Genomic DNA, 18,785 nt, shown 5'->3' on the forward strand with positions numbered 1-18,785 from the left:
ATTATCCGCTGTTGGCGTGATAAAAAATGGCCTGTTAAAACGGTTCCGCGTTACAGCTTGGCCGCGGTTAGGGCATTCGACAGCCCCACCTACCCTGCATCCATTGCCAACATACCTACTCCAGCGGCCCCTACCCGGACCATTGATCAAGCAATCGCTTGGCGAAGACGATGCCAGCTATTTTTTGGCGCGCGCTTTGATCGACGCCCAGTGCGCCTTGCGAGCCGCCTTTAATTCTTCTGAGATCAGACCCGCCGGAATAGCCAGTTTGGGGAAGGCTTTGGCAAAATCAGCCAACGAACGTTCTATAGGGTTTGTTACATAATTGGAACGAAGCGCGCCCAACGTGGCGGTTGGCGATAGCCAGTACATAAAACCAAACACGATGCAATTTGCACTATTACCATATTGAGTATTGTAGCCGGGACTGTAAATACTAGACAAAGCATGATTCGTATAACCGACCACACCCGATTTGTAATATCCCACGGATGAGCCCATCTGATGTGTATTTGTCTTATCGCTAAACGTGAAGAACATTGTACCAATGGCCTGGCTCTGGTTATTAACATTTTTTTCATAATAGTCATAGGATACCTGAGCCTGGATGATCGGATTGTCGGGCGAATTAGTAAAGGTGTTGCCCGCATTAGAGCCCCCAATTGGATCACCCATTCGGGGCGTTTGGGTAACCCCCCCGGGTCCACCATTCGCTGGATAGGTGAGCTGAACCGCATCAATTCGACTGCCACTCCATACGGTTATTTGAGTAGGGCGCTGGGTAGCCGCCTGTTGCGGTAAAGTTAGGGGGTGACCGGTGGGTCCACCATTACCATTACGGGTATTGCCATACGGGTCCGAGTAAATTTCACGGTAAAACAGGTTTATCGGCGTTCCAGAAGAGTCTACCGCTCCATTCGGGAATCGGCTGATATCATAATACTGCCAGGTATCCATAAAGTGCAGTACCGATAACGTCATCTGGCGTTCATACGTATTAACTGCAAAAAAAGGCTGGTTTGTATTGTTATTTTCCGGTGTCTTTGACAACAGGTCAGATGCATGGCTCGAATACCAATTTGCGGTGTAGGTAGTAAACTCAGTGATCTTCTGAGTCAAGTCTGACTGTGCTTGCGCCACGTCTCCAGGAGCCATACCCCACTCACTCCCATGTATTACTGCATCACGTAATGTGGCCAGGTACATGTTGGCAAAATGAGCAAACAAAGGCAATAGCAGCACCTCGTCCCCTGTTTGTTGAAAATTAGGCTGATATAGAGAAAAATCATTTCTTAAATCGACCCAATTCGTTTTGATATCACCCTGGTTATTAATTGCATTCGTATAATTGATAATAACGTTTTTCAAGCCATCCAGATTTGCTGATACCCTGCCGTAGACATCATCAGCGATTTTTTCGTCGATTAATGCTTCTACCTGTTCCCTGACTTGGCTCCATACGTCATCGCCTGAGCTGGGCCAAAAGGTTTCAACAAAAAAGCCAAGGATTTCACCGCCTTCGGGGACCGCTGTGGTAAGTCCAAGGAGGATGAGTGATTTTATTTGGTCATTCCAATCATAATCATCAGCGCCTACTAAAGGTGGATTAACGTCTGGCGGATTGGGGTTGGTAGGGTCAATAATGTGGTCGGTGCAGCTGGCCAGTAGGCTGGGTACTACAAAGGCACTGCCAAAGCCCCACAAGGAGCGTTCCAGAAATTTTCGGCGCGTCGTTAAATTCGAGTGTAAAAACATGGTAGGTTTTGATTTTTGGTGAAAAATTACCTTTGACTAACTACAGGGAAACAGGCTGTTTGGCGCAGGTTGACTGACCTCAGGGCAGGGAATAAATGCCCCTTCGAGGCCAGCGGGCGGTGCTTACTTGCCGGGACAAAACTACCCCAGCACCGTCCTGGGCTGGTTGCCCAAAACGGCCAATTCAGTTGATCATATCGGCCAATTTTGCCCAATGAGCCGTTATCAGGCGCACCAAAGGGGATTGATTGGTACAATTAGATGAAAAATATGGATGAGAAGGAGATTGGCTTAAGCCCGAGGGCGGGTGGGACCATAGGCCGAAGGTGATACGGCGAACTGCACTTTGAAGGAGCGGGAGAAATAAGGAACGCTTTCAAAGCCGGTTTGTTCGGCGGCATCCGACACCGACACACCTTCCCGTAACAAGGTGGCGGCCTTCTGGAGTCGGTAGGACCGCAGTAACTCAACCGCATTGCTGCCCGTTACGGTCGCTACCTTCCGGCGAAGGGTGCGGGGACTGACGGCCAGATCATCGGCCAATTGGTCGATGGTAAAGGCTGGATTGGCGACTTGCTTGTCCAGCAACTGGTAGAGTTTGTCCAGGAAGGGATCAGCGATGGGAGGTGGGGTCAGCGGGGTTGGGTGCTCACCTTCATCGATCTGGCTCATGCGCTGCTGCCAGTGCTGGCGAAGCTGCTGCTGATGGCGGAGCAGGTTGCTGATGCGCAGTTGTAGTTCCTGAACGTTGAAGGGTTTGGTCAGGTAATCATTGGCCCCCACCGATAAGCCCTGAATGCGGGATTCAGTCATGGTTTTGGCCGTCAGCAGGATAACGGCCATGTGGGCCGTGAGCGGGGTTGTTTTGATCCGCTCCACCAGCGTAAAGCCATCCATGATGGGCATCATCACATCCGAAATGACCAGTTCGGGCAGTTCACTCAGACAAATTTCCCAGCCGTCCTGTCCATTGGTTGCCGTGATTATGCGGTAGGTGCCGACCAGTTGCCCGGCGATAAACTCCCGCAGTTCATCATTATCTTCCACCAGTAGCACCAGCGGAGCCGTATCGGGGGCAACGAACGGCTTGGGTGCTTCTTCGGCATACAAAACAGGTGGGGCGGGAATGGTTTCGACGAGGGGGGCTGCTGGGTCGGCCTGCTCCAGTGGTAAGGTCACGGTGAAACGAGTCCCTTGCCCCAGCTGACTCTCAACCGTTACCGTTCCACCCAATAGCCGACTAAATTCAGCCACCAGGAACAAGCCGATCCCGGTTCCAGTCCCCAGGCTGCCTTCCACCTGACGGCCTTGATAAAACCGATCAAAAATGTGGTTCAGTTGCTCTGGCGCAATGCCGACTCCCGTATCCGAGACCTGAAGTTGAAACCCGCTCGGCGCATCCACGGAACGTTCTTCGATCAGACGGACCCCAATCTGCCCACCGGATGGGGTGAATTTGAGCGCGTTGGAAAGCAGATTATAGCCGATCGACTCCAGCTTGTGGGCATCAAATCGGTAATCCGCCGTCAGCCCCGATGATTCGTAGGTGAGTTCAACCCCTTTTTTATCGGCCCGAGGTCGGAACGCATCCACCAGCCCGGCAACGAAAGCAGGTAGATTTCCCTGAGATTGGGTGATGGTTAACTGCCCCGCTTCCAGCTTGGCGATGTCCAGGAGTTGATTGATTAAGCGTAACAGCCGCTGCGCATTGCGATGCATGACCCCTAACGGCTGCTGCAGCGCTGGAGCGGCTGTTTCCATGAGTCGCTCCAGCGGATTGATGATCAGCGTCAGGGGGGTTCTGAATTCGTGGGTGATGTTGGTAAAAAAGCGGGTCTGCCAGTCGGCGTTCTCCTGGACCAGGCGAGCCTCCTGCTCTTTGAGAGCGACCTCCTTTTGAAGCTGCGTCTGATTGATTCGGTATTGAATGTAAGCCCGAACCAACACGATCATCAGCAGTCCGTATAGGCCGTAAGCCCACCAGGTCCGCCACCAGGGGGGGGCAATGATGATGCGGATGGTTTTAACGACGTGGCTCCAGTTGCCCAGGGCATCGGCTGCATTCACCCGAAACTCATAGGCGCCGGGTGCCAGCTGCGTGTAATTAGCTACGTTTTGGTTGCCAACATAGACCCAATCATCATTCACGCCGGTTAGCTGATAGCGATACTGTAGCGTGGTGGGTTTGTTATAGTGTAAACCGGCAAACTCCAGGCTCAAAAAGTTTTGTGTGGGCCCGAGCTGCAAAGTCTGAATGGCGTTCAGCGGCAATCGAAGCGGTGAGTCGGCCTGACCAGGCTCCATCACTCGGTTGTCAATTTTAAGCCCGGTGAGGACCGTGGGGATGGGTTGGGAACTCTCCAGCAGACGCTGTGGATCAAACACGGTTATACCCGTCGGGCCACCAAACGCCAATCGACCATCCGGTAATTCCACGGCGTGGTTTGGCCGGTATTCAATATCTAATAGCCCGTCGGAAATACTGAAATGTCGCATCTTACCCGTTCGGGTATCCATTCGGCTGATGCCTTTGGTCGTACTGAACCAGAGGTACCCCTGCCGATCAGCTAACAGCGTTTGAATGCTGGTACTGGGTAGTCCCTGCTTTTCCGTCCAGTTTTGTAACCGTAGGGTGTGGGTGTTCAGGCAGCTAAGCCCAGCCTGGGTGCCGACCCATAGTAGTGCCGCATGGCCGGGATCGGCAACTAGCCCAAGTACCTGATTGGAGAGCAGCGAGGTAGAATCTGTGGGTTGGTTGTGAAGATGATGAACGATTTGGTGGGTCTTTAGATCATAGGCGTACAGCCCACTCTCTTCGGAGGCCAGCCAAATCCAGTGGTCCATTGGTTGAATGGCGGTGATCCGGTCAATAGGCAGGGGGGAGGCCACATGCTCCAATAATCGTCCTGTGGTGTCAGCTTTCAATAGACCCCAGTGCTGGTTATAGAGCCAGATTGTCCCATTGGGTAGGACCCGAATACCATTTCCCCCATGACTGTTTGGGTTTGGTTGGGTCTCAGGTAGCTTAAGCAGGGAGCGTAGCGATCGTGTTCTGCGGTCAGCCCGGAAGAGTTCATAGCGCGTATCAATCCCTATGCTCACGTAGGGAGCCCTTCCTCCCCAGCGCAATCCATAATCATATCGATTGGTTTTTGCCCAATCTGGCACCGATACACCCAGTTCGGTGGTGAGTACATCTTGGATAAATGAGGTTTTTTGGGGATACGTTTTGATGGGCAGCGCGCTCAGATCGATCTGGTAGATGCCATCGCCATTCGTGCCGATCCACAATACGCCCGACCGATCGAGGAGCAGGGCATGAAAATAATTCCGGTAGTCGATCCGGGAAGCCGTCCAGATGGGTTGGATATGGTCGTCCGTCGTTAGACGGTAGACAGTCATCCCATATGTAAAGTAAATGTTTTTATCGGCAGCCTCATAAATCAGTCCGGCATGGACATGAATTGATCCCGGAATCGGAATAGAGCGAAACTGGTGGGTTTTGGGGTTGAAGAAAATGAGTTGTTGAAGGCCTGTTATGATAATTTCACCATTGCTCCGCTGGATCAGGTGGGTATCATAGTAGGTTTCTAACGTTTTATTGACCTGCCCCAGGCCAGGATGCGGCCAATCCTGAAATTGACCAGTTTGGGGTACAAATTCAAGCAAATGGCCCGTTGTGACGGCAAAAAGATGCTGTTGCGTAGTCTGTAATAGCGATTTTTGCGAGAAGTAGATAGTTGTCCTGGCCGATTGCGGAAAGGGGTGTGATTGCAACTGCTTGGTTTTCCGATTGAAGCCCACCAACTGGTAGGGTAACCGGCCCCAAAGTTGGTCTTCCTGCCCGGTCAAAATCGTTCTGGGGCTTTTTTCCAGTGGCTTCGGAATAGTCAGGTCGGTAAACCGTTCGGTAAATGGGTTAAATAACTGGATATGCCAATTTTCAAATTGAATTAATAGGGTAGTGTCCGAAACCGTTTGAAGCGATAAGATGACATTGCTGGCCAGTGAATGGGGATTAAAGGGCTGTTTGCGAAACACCTTAAATTGTCGCCCGTCATAGCGGGCAAGCCCGTCGCGGGTGGCCACCCAGATAAAACCGGCTTTGTCCTGAACCAGCCCCGAGACGTAATATTCAGGTAAGCCTTGCTGGAGGCCCAGGTTATGGATTGTAAAAGGTTGGGCGGACAAGCGGCCGCTCCATAACAACCCAACTACAAAGAGCCAATAACAGAATTTCACGGATTGGAGAGAGGAAAGACGTTTAAAAATACGTCTGCAGACCCAATTAGTCAAATCAAAAGGGTTTTTCGATCAACTCGAATTCAATGCGTCGACTGGTATCTTACGAGAGAAAATCACTTAGGCGTTTGATGGTTCCCTGGTAATTGGAGAATAATATCAGGTCGCGTTCCTAAACAAGGATCAAGTTATAAAGTTGTGGAGCATCTTGGATTAAGTATATAACTGAGTTAGCCGATGCAGAAAGAACTCCACGTTTCCAACCCCTCGAAGCTGACTTCGAACGCTTTGATCTTGGGATTGAACGACTCGGCCGAGGCATTGGTACGGCGGTTGTCAAAGTAGTTCAAAATCGTTTGATTCTGAATGGAACGGGCTACTGGGTTTAAGGCTTTAAACCCGGTTTGGCGTACCTTTTCATGCCATTTAGCCAAGAGGGCTAAGCCGTAAAGTTTATCGGTGGTGTTTTCAAAGATGTGGCTTAGGGACTGACTCAATTCATAAGTTATCTTCAAATCGGGATACCGATCAAACAGTAGTGTGGCTCGTTCTTGTTGGCTAATCGTCCAATCCTCTGGCTTTTTATAGAGCACATAGCGACTGCGAGCCAGCAAGTGTTTCGCCGTATCCCCATTAGAAAGTAGTTCCGCTTGATAGTCGATCTGGTTAAGCTTGGCCTGCTACAGAGCCTGATTTTCGGCTTCCAGGGCTTGCCAGCGATAGGCAATGCGCATCTCTTGAACGGCCTCCAACGCTAATTGTAGCACATGAAATCGGTCAGTTACCTGAGTGGCTTTGGAAAGCATTTCTTGACAATCAGCCCCATGTTAACCGTAAGCTCTTTGATCTTTTTGCGCTGATTTTTAGGTGACTTTCGCAACACCTCAATGACAGTATCGGCTTTAGTGCCCGCCACAATGGCCACCATACTGCCTTTGTGGCCGTTGGCTGCCTTGTTGGTGAGGGTGGTATAGAGTTCTCCCTGTGACAGACTCGTTTCATCCAGTGACAGATGCGTACCCAGGTTTTGGGGATAAAGCAACCAGGCTTTGGCATGTTGCTTTTGATTTCAATTGGTAAAACCACTCTGATAATCAAGGTATTGGCGTAATAGAATTTTGCCGCCAACGCCATAAAATCCCCCGATGGCGCTGATGTTAGTCGGGTTGATATTGACTGATGCCTTTTAAAAAAGCCGCGAACTCACTCGTCATCCGCGTGCCATCAGCCACCTGAGTCCAGTCTCGATACACGCCTTTGCCGGTTTTGGTATTGAGCCAGCGACGACGCTTGATATGGAGGAACACCTGGTGACCAACGATAGGAAAGTCCTGAAGGGTGATGGTGGAGAAGAAGCCTTTGGAAAGTAGGTTTCGGCGTTGGGGGGGCATTCTGGTCGGCATTTTCTCCTCGATATGAACGTGGAAAACACCGTCCTGACGGTCGATAGAAGTCAGTTCAAAATTTTGCAGAATAAACTCAGGCAATAGAAACTGAATGATGGGTAAGAAGCTTTCCAAAACAACTCGGTTTGATTAAACGCACAAACCTAGAAAAATGCAACGCACTCCACAACTTTTGGTTTTGATCCACAATTTCAGAACAAATTGCTCAAACGAATTGCCCATAAAATAAAAAAGCACTCACGCTGAAAACGTAAGTGCTTGATGTTGAGAGAGCCAGTGGAGGGATTCGAACCCCCGACGCGCTTGCGCATCCTGATTACAAATCATGATAAGATTGTTTTTTCTATTAATCGTATATTTATTTGTTGAATATTATACTACTGATTTACAAGATATTAGTGTTAAAAGCTTTATTTATATTTATTTGTATTATGTGCTAAATTGTTAATTTTGTATTGCAAGTTGTATTGCAACTTCTAGCAACTTGCAATACAGCATGAGCAAAGCGACAGTTAATTTATTCTTCGATAAACGGGCAAGTAAGGCAGGGGAGGGAGTTATAAAGTGGTTGGTTTGCCTTGATAGAAAGCAGCGACTATTTACTACTGGCCAAAGGGTTACCACTGATGAATGGGCATTTTTGCAAGCCAGCAAAAATAAGCTGGACAACCGCATTAAAGACGAAGAAAAGCGCGCTCTATGGCACCGTATTTACGGCGATCAGTTCACGGATGAATCCGGCAAAAAGCAGACTGGCTATTTCAAACGTGCTCAGGACATTGTAGACCAGTTAGGCAGTCAGTTTAGCTTTGATGCTTTTGCCAATGATATAGTCAACTATGGTAAAGATAAAGAAGTGCCAGTTGAACAAGCTGATGTTATAGCTGCTTTACAGGCTCAGTCAGCCAAGATGAAAAAAGCAGATCGGATAGGGAACGCTGAGCTTTTTGACTTGTCAGCCAAGTCTCTACGTCGATTTGTAGACTCGTTCAGCGATGAAGAGCGTAAGGAATTTCTTGGTATACCACTATCACACCGAAAAATAACTGAGCCTCGCCAGCCCGATATATTACGGTTTGAGCATTTAACACCTAATTTTCTGACCACCTATGAGCAGTGGATGCAGAAACATGGAAATGTTCGTAAACCAGGTGTAGGTGCAAGTCTGACTACCATAGGGATATACCTACGCCATCTTCGTGCTGTTGTCAATGATGCTATAGAAGCGGATATTGTGCCTCGTAATGCTTACCCATTCGGGCCTAATGGCTATGTTATACCGGCTGGTTCGAACCCAAAGAAAGCATTGGCTAAGGCCGACATTGACAAATTCAAAGCCTATCAGCCATTACCTGGTACAATGGAGCAACGCAGCCATGATCTATGGCTATTCACCTATTACTGTAATGGCATTAATCTGACTGACATTTGCCATCTAACATGGAGCCAGGTAGACTTGAAGGGAGGGAAGTTATCATTTGTGCGGCAAAAAACTAGCCGAAGTCGTAAGCAGAACCAGACACAGATTATAGCCCATTTGCGGCCTGAAACACTCGCTATTATTGACCGATGGGCAATTGCTGATAAAAGCCCCAATAGCTACGTGTTTCCCTTTCTAACGTCTGATATGGATGCCAGAAGGCGTAAAGATATTGTCAAGCAAATAACGCTCATTACAAACCGCTGGACACGCAAAATAGCAAACTCACTCGGAATCGAAGCAGATACAACCACGTATTCAGCTAGGCACAGTTTTGCGACTGTATTACTTAAGTCCAAGGCTTCTCTTGCCTTTATCAGTAAGTCATTAGGGCATACTAATCTAAAGACTACTGAGAGTTATTTAGGTTCGTTTGATGATGAGGAAGCGAAATCTTTCTTAGAGGCTCTTTAATTTATTATAACATCTATGACTATTTACGACGGAGATCCTGAACAAGGCGGAAAGCCTTTAAAGTATACAGGAAGCAAGGCCTTCCATGAAGGGATAATGAAACCTTATAATGAGTACCTAGAACGGCAGGGAAAACCCATACCAGTACCCACGCATGATTACCAATTGCTTAAAGAACACAGACAAAAGAAGTACAACCAAGACTTGAAAGCATTTATAAGTGAACGGGTCAATAATGACTTTGTTAACACTTCTACCGATATTGCTCACTTTCGTCTGCTGTGGTTAAAAGACGAATTGACACGTAATGTTGAGTCTTGGTTATCTCCAACCTACCCCAATGGTAAGCCAAAACGCATTTTTCGCACTTCGGATATTATCGAAAAACAGAAGTATAAAGACTATGTACTTGATGAAATTCGATCAACAGAAGAGCAGATTCAAAGTTTAAAAAATTCATCAGAATTATTGCCAGACTCAATAGAAGGTAAAAAAGTAAGTAAATCAAAAGTAGCTGCCCAACCTTCTAATAATGCCTCTGGTGCTGACAATAGTCAACTTGGATTTGAAACCTATCTGATAGGAGATAATAAAACTGAACTTATGTCTATTCTTAAGAAAGAATATATAGGTTTGGAACCAAGATTCTATGCATACATGCTTGAGGCATTGATTCAGATGGGGCATATTACAGCAACAGCAACACAAAACAATAAAACTGCTTTGTGGAGAGCCTTGCAAGTTTCTTTTATGTTTAAATCTTCTCCACAGGGCCTTAATGCTGCTCTGAACCGTTTAAACCCTGAATTTAATGATGAAGATAAGCGTCAGATTGCTATTCATAAGCAACGAATAAAAGAATGGTTAAATCAACCCTAATTTGCTACTTCTTTGCTAATTATTTGCCGCAAAAAACGCAACTAATAGATTGCCCAATTTTGGCCTGTCATCAAATCGACAGGCTTTTATGTTTCTAGAAACTTCAATTGCAGAACTGGCGCGAGAGTTAGCCATAGTTAAAGCACAACAGGTAGAAACCCTACAACTTCTACGTAGCACAACTATCAGCACATCTACAGCTGACGAAAGGCCCGTTAGTACAGATGAAGCGGCTAAACGCTTTGGAATTGCCAAACAGACCCTTTATCAGAATGCTAAGAAAATTAAACATACCAAGCGGTTTGGTAGACTTTACTTCTACCCATCTGATTTACAGGCATATCTAAATGCGGGAGGGAGATAATATGAGTAATTTCATACGCCCTTATACGACAGTAGACATGCCATTATCATTCTCCGAATCCGATCTACAGCATTCGAACTTGTTTTACCGAAAAAAATAAAGGAACCGAATGAGTGCGCCACAATCAACGGTCCCTTTACTAGAAGATCGGGACAAATTTACGCATAATCCGAACGGCAAAAAGACGTCGATACCACGTGAGGATATAGTCAAGGAAATGGAGTTAAAGCCTCCTGAATCTAAATCGTCTGAGACTGACTTTGCCAGCATATTAGCTGGGGCAAGGGTAAGGCCTACCGATACAATTGAAGAAGATACAGCCTGTCTAACGATTCAACGAGAAGAAAAAACGTATATAGTAGGTACGTTAGGGAACATTACAACCGTTTCGGGTAGAGCAAAAGCCAAAAAGACATTCGCTGTTAGTTTCGCCATCGCTGCTGCTGTGTCCAGTACATTAGTTCTAAACAGAGTAATGGGTGCTCTGCCAAACAATAAATGTACGGTCCTACTCTTCGATACTGAGCAAAGTAAGCAGCATGTATTAAAGGTCGTAAAACGGATTTGTCGGCTATGTGGGATCAATGATCCGCCTAATCTACTGGTCTACTCTTTACGCCCATTTGCACCTGACGTTCGCCTAAAGGCCATTGATTATGCGATCAACAATACTCCTGGCCTCGGATTAGTCGTCATTGATGGAGTCCGAGACCTAGCGATCGATCCGGTTTTAGACGCTGAACAAGCCAGTGAAATTATGACCCACTTACTACAGTGGACCGACCGCTTAAATATCCATATTATGTGTGTACTGCATCAAAATAAGTCGGATACAAACCTTCGCGGTCATCTAGGCACCGAATTAGTCAACAAATCGGAAACGGTTATCACCGTAACCAGAGATGAAAAAAACCGTGATATATCCCATGTCAAAGCTGAGTATTGCCGGAATCAGGAATTTGAACCATTCTGCTTCGCTGTCGATGAAACAGGCTTGCCTTATTTAATTGATGATGTCCCTGACAATACAAATGCACGATATGGAAATCAGGGGCTAAGAAAAGTCAGTCCAGCAACAGCAGACAGCATGACCCCTGAAAACCTAAAAGCGATTGTCGAACGGGCTTTCAGCCAGGAGGATAAATTAGCTTATGGCCAACTGAGTACGAACATCATTGAAGCTTCCAAACATATAGGCGTCTCGTTGTCTCAATTACGTGCCCGGGAATTCATTCAGCGAATTGTCTTGAATAGTATGATAACCAAGTTTCGTCCTGAAAAAGCCAAGTGGGATTTCTACAAAATTACCCCAGATTCTAATCCTCAATCAGCCTTATAATCTATGTGTGTTACCTATGTGTGTTAGCGCCTATTATATATAGGCGCTAACACACATAGGTAACACAGTATGTCAAGCGTGTCAACACACACAGGTAACATAGGTAACACACTTAAGGTCAACAAATACGATAGACCATGTATAATACCTCAATTGACACCTTAGAACAACAACATGGTACAGCCATTCTTTCCGAATTGTGTGGAGAGCCATTGACCAGAAATCAACAATCAGTACGATTGCTCGACCAAACGAAACATAGTGCTGAAGTTTACTTTTCTGCTGATCAACAAGGCAAACCCTACATTCAGGATTTTCAGAATGGCAAACGGTATTACCCGGTTACAGCTTACAGCCTGTTCTATAATCTTGATTTCAATACGGCCAAAGCCCAACTGATTCAAGAGTATTATGGTGACACAGCAGTTGATAAGCCTAAGCCACGACCTGTTCAAGTAGCTATAGCCCCTCAGCCCGTTGATTATATTCCTATCGAATACTACCAGCGTTGCCAAACCCACTTTGAGCACAATGGGCTGTACGAGTACTTAAGCTTCACCTATGGCCTACAGGCAGCACAGGAAGTTTTTTCCCGCTACCGATTAGGTACTTCAAGACGCTGGCAGTATTACGGGTATCAAGCGACTTGCTTACCTCAATTTGATTATGCTTACCGGCTCTGCCAGATCAAGATTATTGTCTTTGATGCCATGAGCGGAAGGCGGGTAAAGAACCATCAGCAAGCCTTAGAATGGGATGTTAAAGCCAAACGCTATAAACCAACAGAACCCTTTACAGACAAGAGTAAAATTGTTGGCCGTTTCCTACCCTGCTATTCAAAAGCTAATCGGCCTAACCTTCAGCAATGCTTCTTTGGTGAACACCTACTAACGGAATACCCTAACAAAGCAGTGGCTATCGTAGAAGGCGAATCAACGGCTATTGTGTGTTCGATTATATGGCCGCAATACATCTGGTTAGCAACAGGCGGTAGCACGGGTGGTAGCTGGTATTCCCCTGAACGATTCCGTGTACTACGTGGTCGCAATGTGACCTTATGGCCTGACACGGGAAAGTATGATGACTGGTGTCAAAAAGCTGAAGCTTTACGGCCATTGGTCCAATCACTACATGTGACGGATTATGTCGAAAAGAATGCACCAGCAAGTATGACGAACATTGATCTGCGCGATCTACTAACCCGTCCGTGCTACTTCCCTGCTGATAGCGATCAAATTATTTACGGTGAAGTCTTAGCGAACGAACCCAATAATACTTATCCCGCTGAATGGGATGCTACACTTAAACCAATAATCAATCATGAGAAGAGCCCCCAAATTACCCATTTGTGAGAACTATGAAACGTACCTAGGCAATCCGGTAGCAGTCCTGTTCCGAAAAGATAACACCAGCCAAACAGAGCCTTGCCCTTTTTGCGCTCAACGCCATAAGCACGGCTACCCTGATGGGCATAGGAATGACCACTGTGGTGATAACGTAACGTTTAAACGTACCCGTTGGGGTTATCAGGAAGTTAAACTAACCCCTGATGAAATTATCGCTTCAGACGGTACAATTCTTAAACGTGCCAATGGCTACATCATCCGAACCAGATCAGACACAAATAATGAAACACCCAAACGACGCATTAATCAGCCTGGCCCTAGTGGTAGTCGACGTCTTAGACAAAAAGGCAAAAGCAGGCCAGCAAATACCGCCCTGGGAGGACTATCAAAACCAAAACGGCCTACCAGTAGGGTTAGCCATAGAACGACTGATTAACCAGGCAAAACGCATTTTACAAACTCATATCTCATAAACTAATTTAGTATGAATCCCCAAGAAAACCCCTCAGTGCCTGGCTACCTTGTTGAAGCCTTTGACCCTTCAGATAAGAGCCGCCGTAATTCCCGTACATTTCAACTCCCCAATTTATTATCCGCCAGACTTGCCGCTTTTCAATATGCTCAAGACTTGCAGGCCAAACCGCTTCGAAATCATGTGCTGGAAATAACCATATCCCTCATTGAAATTGAACGGACTGTAATCCCTAATCGACAAGAAATTCTTTTCACGGTCTTCAGTCAGCAGTTTCAGCCGAACTTCAGAACTCCACAAGGTAGAACTAAACGCATAGCCATAACGGTGGATGCAGACAGTTCCTTGACAGAATCGGTGGACGTCACAATTGATCCAGCCCAAAACGACGAAGCGTTTAACTCCCCAAAAGCGATTTGGAATAGCCTAGGCGAACTCACATGTGAGCGAGAATACTACTACGAATATGGCTATGACCCTGGCTTTGGCTACGTGTTAATCAATCTGGAAGGGCCACATATTCGGTTACCGGAAGTCAGTGATCTTTCTACCTTGTCGGATGAAGAGATCCGGGAGCGTATAGATAAACTTCGACAACCTAAGCCCTATAGTTCCTTCTATTTAATCCAAGATGCCTTACCCTATGCGATTAGTCTAATTGGCAACTACAATGAGCATTATGCCAATGAAGCGGGTAAACTAAGCTTCACAACTAAATTTTTATCTCCACAACAGGCATAGCCTACTAATGACAGACAGCTAAAGGATATGAAAGAAAGTAAGCGAGGTGCCCCCACTAAATACAAGCCTGAATATGTTGAAGAAGCCCGTAAGTTCTGCCTGCTAAAAGGGGCTACGGATGCCGATTTAGCGAGTCATTTCGAGGTAGCTGAATCCACCATTAAAGAGTGGTATAAGAAACACCCTGAATTTTCGGCCTCAGTTAAAGCCGGAAAAGTAGGAGCGGATATGAACGTAGCCGAAGGCTTTTTTAAACGCGCAACAGGCATTGAATTTACCGAAGTGACCCGTGAACTGATCGGAGCAGAATTAACCGTCACCAAAGAAGTAACGAAGTTGATTCCCCCCGATGCAGGTGCCGCTTTGAACTGGCTGAAGAACCGACAGCCTGATGATTGGCGAGATAAGGTAGAAGTAGCTCATTCAGGCAAAATCGAAACCAACGATCTAAGCAGCCTGACCGACGAGCAGCTAAACCAGCTGCTGACTGACCTACAAACCAAAGTAAGCCATGCAGCCGATCAATCCTGATTTAGTCCGCTTAGAGCAAGTACGCCGGGAATTAGCCCGGCGTGACTTCGCTCGATTTGTCCAGCAGATTAAACCTGACTACCAAATGACCTGGTTTCATGCTGTGATCTGTAACCAGCTACAAGCCTTAGCCAGAAAGGAAATCAAAAAGCTAATGGTGTTTATGCCTCCACAAAATGGCAAAAGCGAAGTAGCTACTCGTTCGTTTCCGCCCTACCTGTTCGGCCTGAATCCGAACCTACGGATTGCGGTACTGAGTTATGCCGCTTCTAAGGCCAAGAAGTTTAACCGCGAAATTCAGCAGCGGTTAACCAGTCCTCGTTATCAGATTTTGTTTCCGTCGGTTCGCCTAGCGAGTGCTAAAGATGAAGCCGTTTCCAGAACGACTGAGCAATTTGATTTAGTAGGCTATAATGGCTCACTGAAGTCAGTAGGCCGACAAGGACCACTGACAGGTGATCCAGTCGACATAGCGATCTTAGATGATCTGTTAAAAGACCGCTTAGAAGCTCAGTCGTTAACGATTCGAGAAAATACCTGGAACTGGATTGTTGATGTGGTCGAAACCCGTTTTCACAACGATAGCCAAATTCTCTACGTCACTACCAGATGGGATGAAGATGATCCAGCAGGCCGCTTTTTGGAACGGGATGGGTATCGGTCTGACGCCAATCCCACAGGTTGGGAAGTGGTCAGCTTTGCAGCTCTAAAAACGGCTGACATCGTACCCTATGACCAAAGGCCTGTAGGAACGGCTTTATGGCCTGAACGCCATTCACAGCAACGATTAGAAGCCATTCGACAAAATAGCCCGTTAACCTTCAATAGCCTTTACCAGCAAGATCCCAGACCTTCTACGGAAGCCATGGTATTCCCTGATTGGATTGAAGTGGATGAGTTCCCGGCCTGTGATAGTCAATTCTTAGGGATGGATTTTGGCTACTCCAACGACCCGACTACGCTGATCCGAATTGGCATTTCTGGCCGAAAACTGTACCTCGATGAGTTGATCTACGAAACAGGGCTAACCAATCCTGACATTATCGAACGGGCTCATCTGGCTAAGGTCAACCCTCGTGAAGAGCTGATTGCCGATAATGCAGAACCGAAAAGCATTGAAGAAATCAAAAGAGGGACTACCCTGGCCAGTGGGCAACGCTTAGCAGGGCTGAATATAAAGGCGTGTACGAAAGGGCCAGGTTCCATAAATGCAGGCATTCAAAAGCTCAAAGAATATCAGGTTCATTATACCAAACGGAGCTTAAACCTACGGCGAGAAGTGCGAAACTATCAATGGATCATGGCTGGTGGTGTGGCTACGAACACACCAATAGATGCTTATAACCATGCCCTAGATGCGGTTCGCAGCGCGGTCTATACCAAATACAAGGTGCCAGTAGGACGGGCTAAAGTGAGCATTCCAATGCGTAAGAAAACCAGCTATTTCAACCAATAAATAGTACTCATTAGACAGCTAAAATCATGACAAGTAATAATGGATTGTATATCAATGGACAGTGGGTTTCTGAAGTCGATTTTACCCTAACCTTTCAGGGTAACGATTTATCAAAACCTGACACACGTACCGCTTCTTTCTCAAACACCTTTACGCTACCCGATAGTCTGGCCATGCGTGACATTATGCAAGGGGGCGAACAAGTAGACGCGGGTGGACCTTTGCCTTATCGCCAATTACCAGCCAGCGTAATTGACGAAGGCGAGCAAATTTTTAAAGGCTTTATTGAGTTTGACAGCTTTCAAGCTGGCTGGAAGGCCAATTTATTTGACAGTCTGCTTAGTTTTTGGGATGCCATCAAAGACAAGGCCCTAACAGCCCTGGACCTTTCGGGTTTAGATCATCCCTGGACGCTCGAACACATTTCCAGTGTGGCGGGATCGTCGGACGGTGTTGTTTACCCTATGATCGACTACGGCGGCATAGATGCAGGTATTGTGCCTTACGATACTATTTACCCTGGTGTATTTGTGAAAACTATTTTCGGCCAGATATGCAAAGAAGCGGGTTACAAACCCGTAGGTGGCTGGTTGAATGATCCGTTATTTTTGGCAATGGCTTTGCCGTTTGTCGGTGCCGACCCAAAAAGTCACGATCAGCAATGGATAGACGACCGTTCAGCCTGGATTACAACCAATGGAGGGACAGCTAGTATTGTGCTAGAAAATGGCAGCCCTGTAGATATGGTATTACCTTTTTCAGTTGACAATCTTATCTTGGACGGCTATAAGCAAGGGAAGTTACAGCCATTCAAAACAGACCGTTATACTTACATCTGTCCAGACCGGATGCGTTTAAAGGTTCAGGTTCAAATTCAGTTTATCAGTATCGTAAAATATGGGGCTGCTGACATAAACTTAATCCTACTTAGGAACGGCCAGGAGATAGCAACCAGCTACTATACGAAGGGTGGCTATTATGATGGGTTAGACATTCCCGAAACGCTTACGCTGAATGAGTCAGTAGACTGTCTAAAAGACGACGAAATCAGAATCAAACTAAAAGGAAGCAGCCGAACCGAAATTTCCGACTACCAGTACTTTTTTAGCCTGGCTTCGGGGGATATGTGGGTAAGTTTCACGCCTGACGCTTCGGTTCATTTGGGCGATATGTGGCCCGTGGCACCGAATCTGCCTTCAGATATTTCGTGTTCTGACCTGGTGCTAACCATTGCAAAAGCTATGCAGGGCACTTACGTTGTCGATGAACTAAAGAAAACAGTTCGGCTGGTGCCGTTGGATGATACCGTTACGAAAATTCCCATTGCGCGGGATTGGTCAACCAGCGTAGACGAATCGGTAGAACCGCAATTTGATCCAAAGATTGAGGGGTACGGGGCCAAAAACTGGTGCAAGTGGAAAGAAAACGAAGATAAGGCAAACATCGGTTACGGTGATGGGTACTTGTCCAGCATCTTACCGGATGTGCGAACGGAACCTTTGTTTGAACTGCCATTTATGGCGGCTGTACAGTCTCAAAACGTTATAGGCGGCTACGGGGCACCGATCCTGATTAAAACGCGCACAATTCAAAAATCAGGCGATACAACCAGCGTAGAAAAGAACGACGCGGGGGCACGTATTGTGCTGATTGATCCGACCAAAACCGTAACGGTCCAGACCAAAACGCTTACACCTGCTGGCGACATTGTTACGGTGCCTGTGACACTTACGGGCTGCTGGTGGGCTATTCGTCCTGAAGGTGTAAGGACCGACCAAAATAGTTTTAGCCTGGCTTTTTCGCCTGTATTCGGCCAGACTGAACAACCGCTTTTAGATCGCTATTTCAAAGCCCTAAAACGGGTACTACGCAGACCGCGAATGTTAACCGTTTCGGTCTACCTGGAACCGTCTGAAGTGGCTACGCTGGATTTAAGCGTACCTATTCGGCTAAAGGGTGTACGGGCTGGTAGCCTGGAGATAAACGACAATGTTTTTTACCTCAACAAATTAGGCCCGTATCGTTCGGGAAAGGTCTGTAATGCAGCTTTAATAGCCCTGTAAATGATAAGGCCAATGATTTGTATAGTTATTGGCCTTATCTACTGAATCCTTACAACCCCTGCCGGTTGGGCTGCCAAACGTTGACCTTGCGGCCAGCATCCTGTCGACCGAGAGCCGCCCCACGCGGAGCGGACAACAACGCACATAATTATAAGACCGAGCGCAATGCTTGACCGACCATGTTTCGATCTGTCAAAGCCGCCTAATACCCAAGTACTTCGTATCGGCAGAACCCATTTTTTTTGGGCTAGCCTGACGCCCAAATGCGGCTTGTTGACGGGAGTCTTTTGACGCTGA

The 18,785-nt window shown here is 46.9% G+C and carries 13 protein-coding genes and 1 pseudogene; 9 read left to right on the plus strand and 5 right to left on the minus strand.

The genetic code is table 11. The annotated features are described in order from the left end of the window. Nucleotides 1-177 precede the first annotated feature (177 nt). The 5 genes and pseudogenes from B5M13_RS10580 to B5M13_RS10595 all read right to left on the minus strand — a co-directional run bounded on the left by B5M13_RS10580 (nucleotide 178) and on the right by B5M13_RS10595 (nucleotide 7,517). Nucleotides 178-1,755: an insecticidal delta-endotoxin Cry8Ea1 family protein gene (locus tag B5M13_RS10580; RefSeq protein WP_080055642.1), complete on the minus strand. Its 1,578-nt coding sequence runs from the start codon at nucleotides 1,753-1,755 to the stop codon at nucleotides 178-180. 291 nt (nucleotides 1,756-2,046) lie between these two features. After that, nucleotides 2,047-5,997 carry a hybrid sensor histidine kinase/response regulator transcription factor gene (locus B5M13_RS10585; RefSeq protein WP_080055643.1) on the minus strand — a complete coding sequence of 1,317 codons (3,951 nt, stop codon included), beginning with the start codon at nucleotides 5,995-5,997 and terminating at the stop codon, nucleotides 2,047-2,049. 230 nt (nucleotides 5,998-6,227) lie between these two features. Then, nucleotides 6,228-6,803, minus strand: a pseudogene (locus B5M13_RS34520) (ISAon1 family transposase). Next, nucleotides 6,779-7,039 carry a transposase gene (locus B5M13_RS34530; protein WP_245859929.1) on the minus strand — a complete coding sequence of 87 codons (261 nt, stop codon included), beginning with the start codon at nucleotides 7,037-7,039 and terminating at the stop codon, nucleotides 6,779-6,781. The pseudogene B5M13_RS34520 and the gene B5M13_RS34530 overlap by 25 nt, the downstream one beginning before the upstream one ends. Before the next feature lie 115 nt (nucleotides 7,040-7,154). Beyond that, nucleotides 7,155-7,517, minus strand: a complete 363-nt coding sequence (locus tag B5M13_RS10595) for an ISAon1 family transposase N-terminal region protein (RefSeq protein ID WP_080055644.1) — start codon at nucleotides 7,515-7,517, stop codon at nucleotides 7,155-7,157. A gap of 382 nt (nucleotides 7,518-7,899) precedes the next feature. Between B5M13_RS10595 and B5M13_RS10600 the strand changes: the two genes are divergently transcribed. The 9 genes from B5M13_RS10600 (at nucleotide 7,900) to B5M13_RS10645 (ending at nucleotide 18,488) form a co-directional block, all read left to right on the plus strand. Then, nucleotides 7,900-9,297, plus strand: a complete 1,398-nt coding sequence (locus B5M13_RS10600) for a tyrosine-type recombinase/integrase (protein WP_080055645.1) — start codon at nucleotides 7,900-7,902, stop codon at nucleotides 9,295-9,297. 15 nt (nucleotides 9,298-9,312) lie between these two features. Beyond that, nucleotides 9,313-10,176 carry a hypothetical protein gene (locus tag B5M13_RS10605; protein ID WP_080055646.1) on the plus strand — a complete coding sequence of 288 codons (864 nt, stop codon included), beginning with the start codon at nucleotides 9,313-9,315 and terminating at the stop codon, nucleotides 10,174-10,176. A gap of 88 nt (nucleotides 10,177-10,264) precedes the next feature. Further along, nucleotides 10,265-10,540 (plus strand): helix-turn-helix domain-containing protein, encoded by a 276-nt coding sequence (locus tag B5M13_RS10610; protein ID WP_080055647.1) that lies wholly within the window; start codon nucleotides 10,265-10,267, stop codon nucleotides 10,538-10,540. Between the two features lie 109 nt (nucleotides 10,541-10,649). Then, nucleotides 10,650-11,879, plus strand: a complete 1,230-nt coding sequence (locus B5M13_RS10615) for an AAA family ATPase (RefSeq protein ID WP_080055648.1) — start codon at nucleotides 10,650-10,652, stop codon at nucleotides 11,877-11,879. Between the two features lie 137 nt (nucleotides 11,880-12,016). Further along, on the plus strand, nucleotides 12,017-13,231 hold the full coding sequence (locus tag B5M13_RS10620; protein WP_155297228.1) for a DUF6371 domain-containing protein: 1,215 nt from the start codon (nucleotides 12,017-12,019) through the stop codon (nucleotides 13,229-13,231). 478 nt (nucleotides 13,232-13,709) lie between these two features. Continuing rightward, nucleotides 13,710-14,438, plus strand: coding sequence for a hypothetical protein (locus B5M13_RS10630; protein WP_080055651.1), 729 nt, complete (start codon nucleotides 13,710-13,712; stop codon nucleotides 14,436-14,438). Between the two features lie 27 nt (nucleotides 14,439-14,465). After that, nucleotides 14,466-14,969, plus strand: a complete 504-nt coding sequence (locus B5M13_RS10635; RefSeq protein WP_080055652.1) for a terminase — start codon at nucleotides 14,466-14,468, stop codon at nucleotides 14,967-14,969. Then, nucleotides 14,950-16,425 (plus strand): terminase large subunit, encoded by a 1,476-nt coding sequence (locus tag B5M13_RS10640; protein WP_080055653.1) that lies wholly within the window; start codon nucleotides 14,950-14,952, stop codon nucleotides 16,423-16,425. The genes B5M13_RS10635 and B5M13_RS10640 overlap by 20 nt, the downstream gene beginning before the upstream one ends. A 26-nt stretch (nucleotides 16,426-16,451) precedes the next feature. Beyond that, nucleotides 16,452-18,488, plus strand: coding sequence for a hypothetical protein (locus B5M13_RS10645; protein WP_080055654.1), 2,037 nt, complete (start codon nucleotides 16,452-16,454; stop codon nucleotides 18,486-18,488). Nucleotides 18,489-18,785 lie beyond the last annotated feature (297 nt).

The organism is Spirosoma aerolatum, from assembly GCF_002056795.1.
Lineage (GTDB): Bacteria > Bacteroidota > Bacteroidia > Cytophagales > Spirosomataceae > Spirosoma > Spirosoma aerolatum.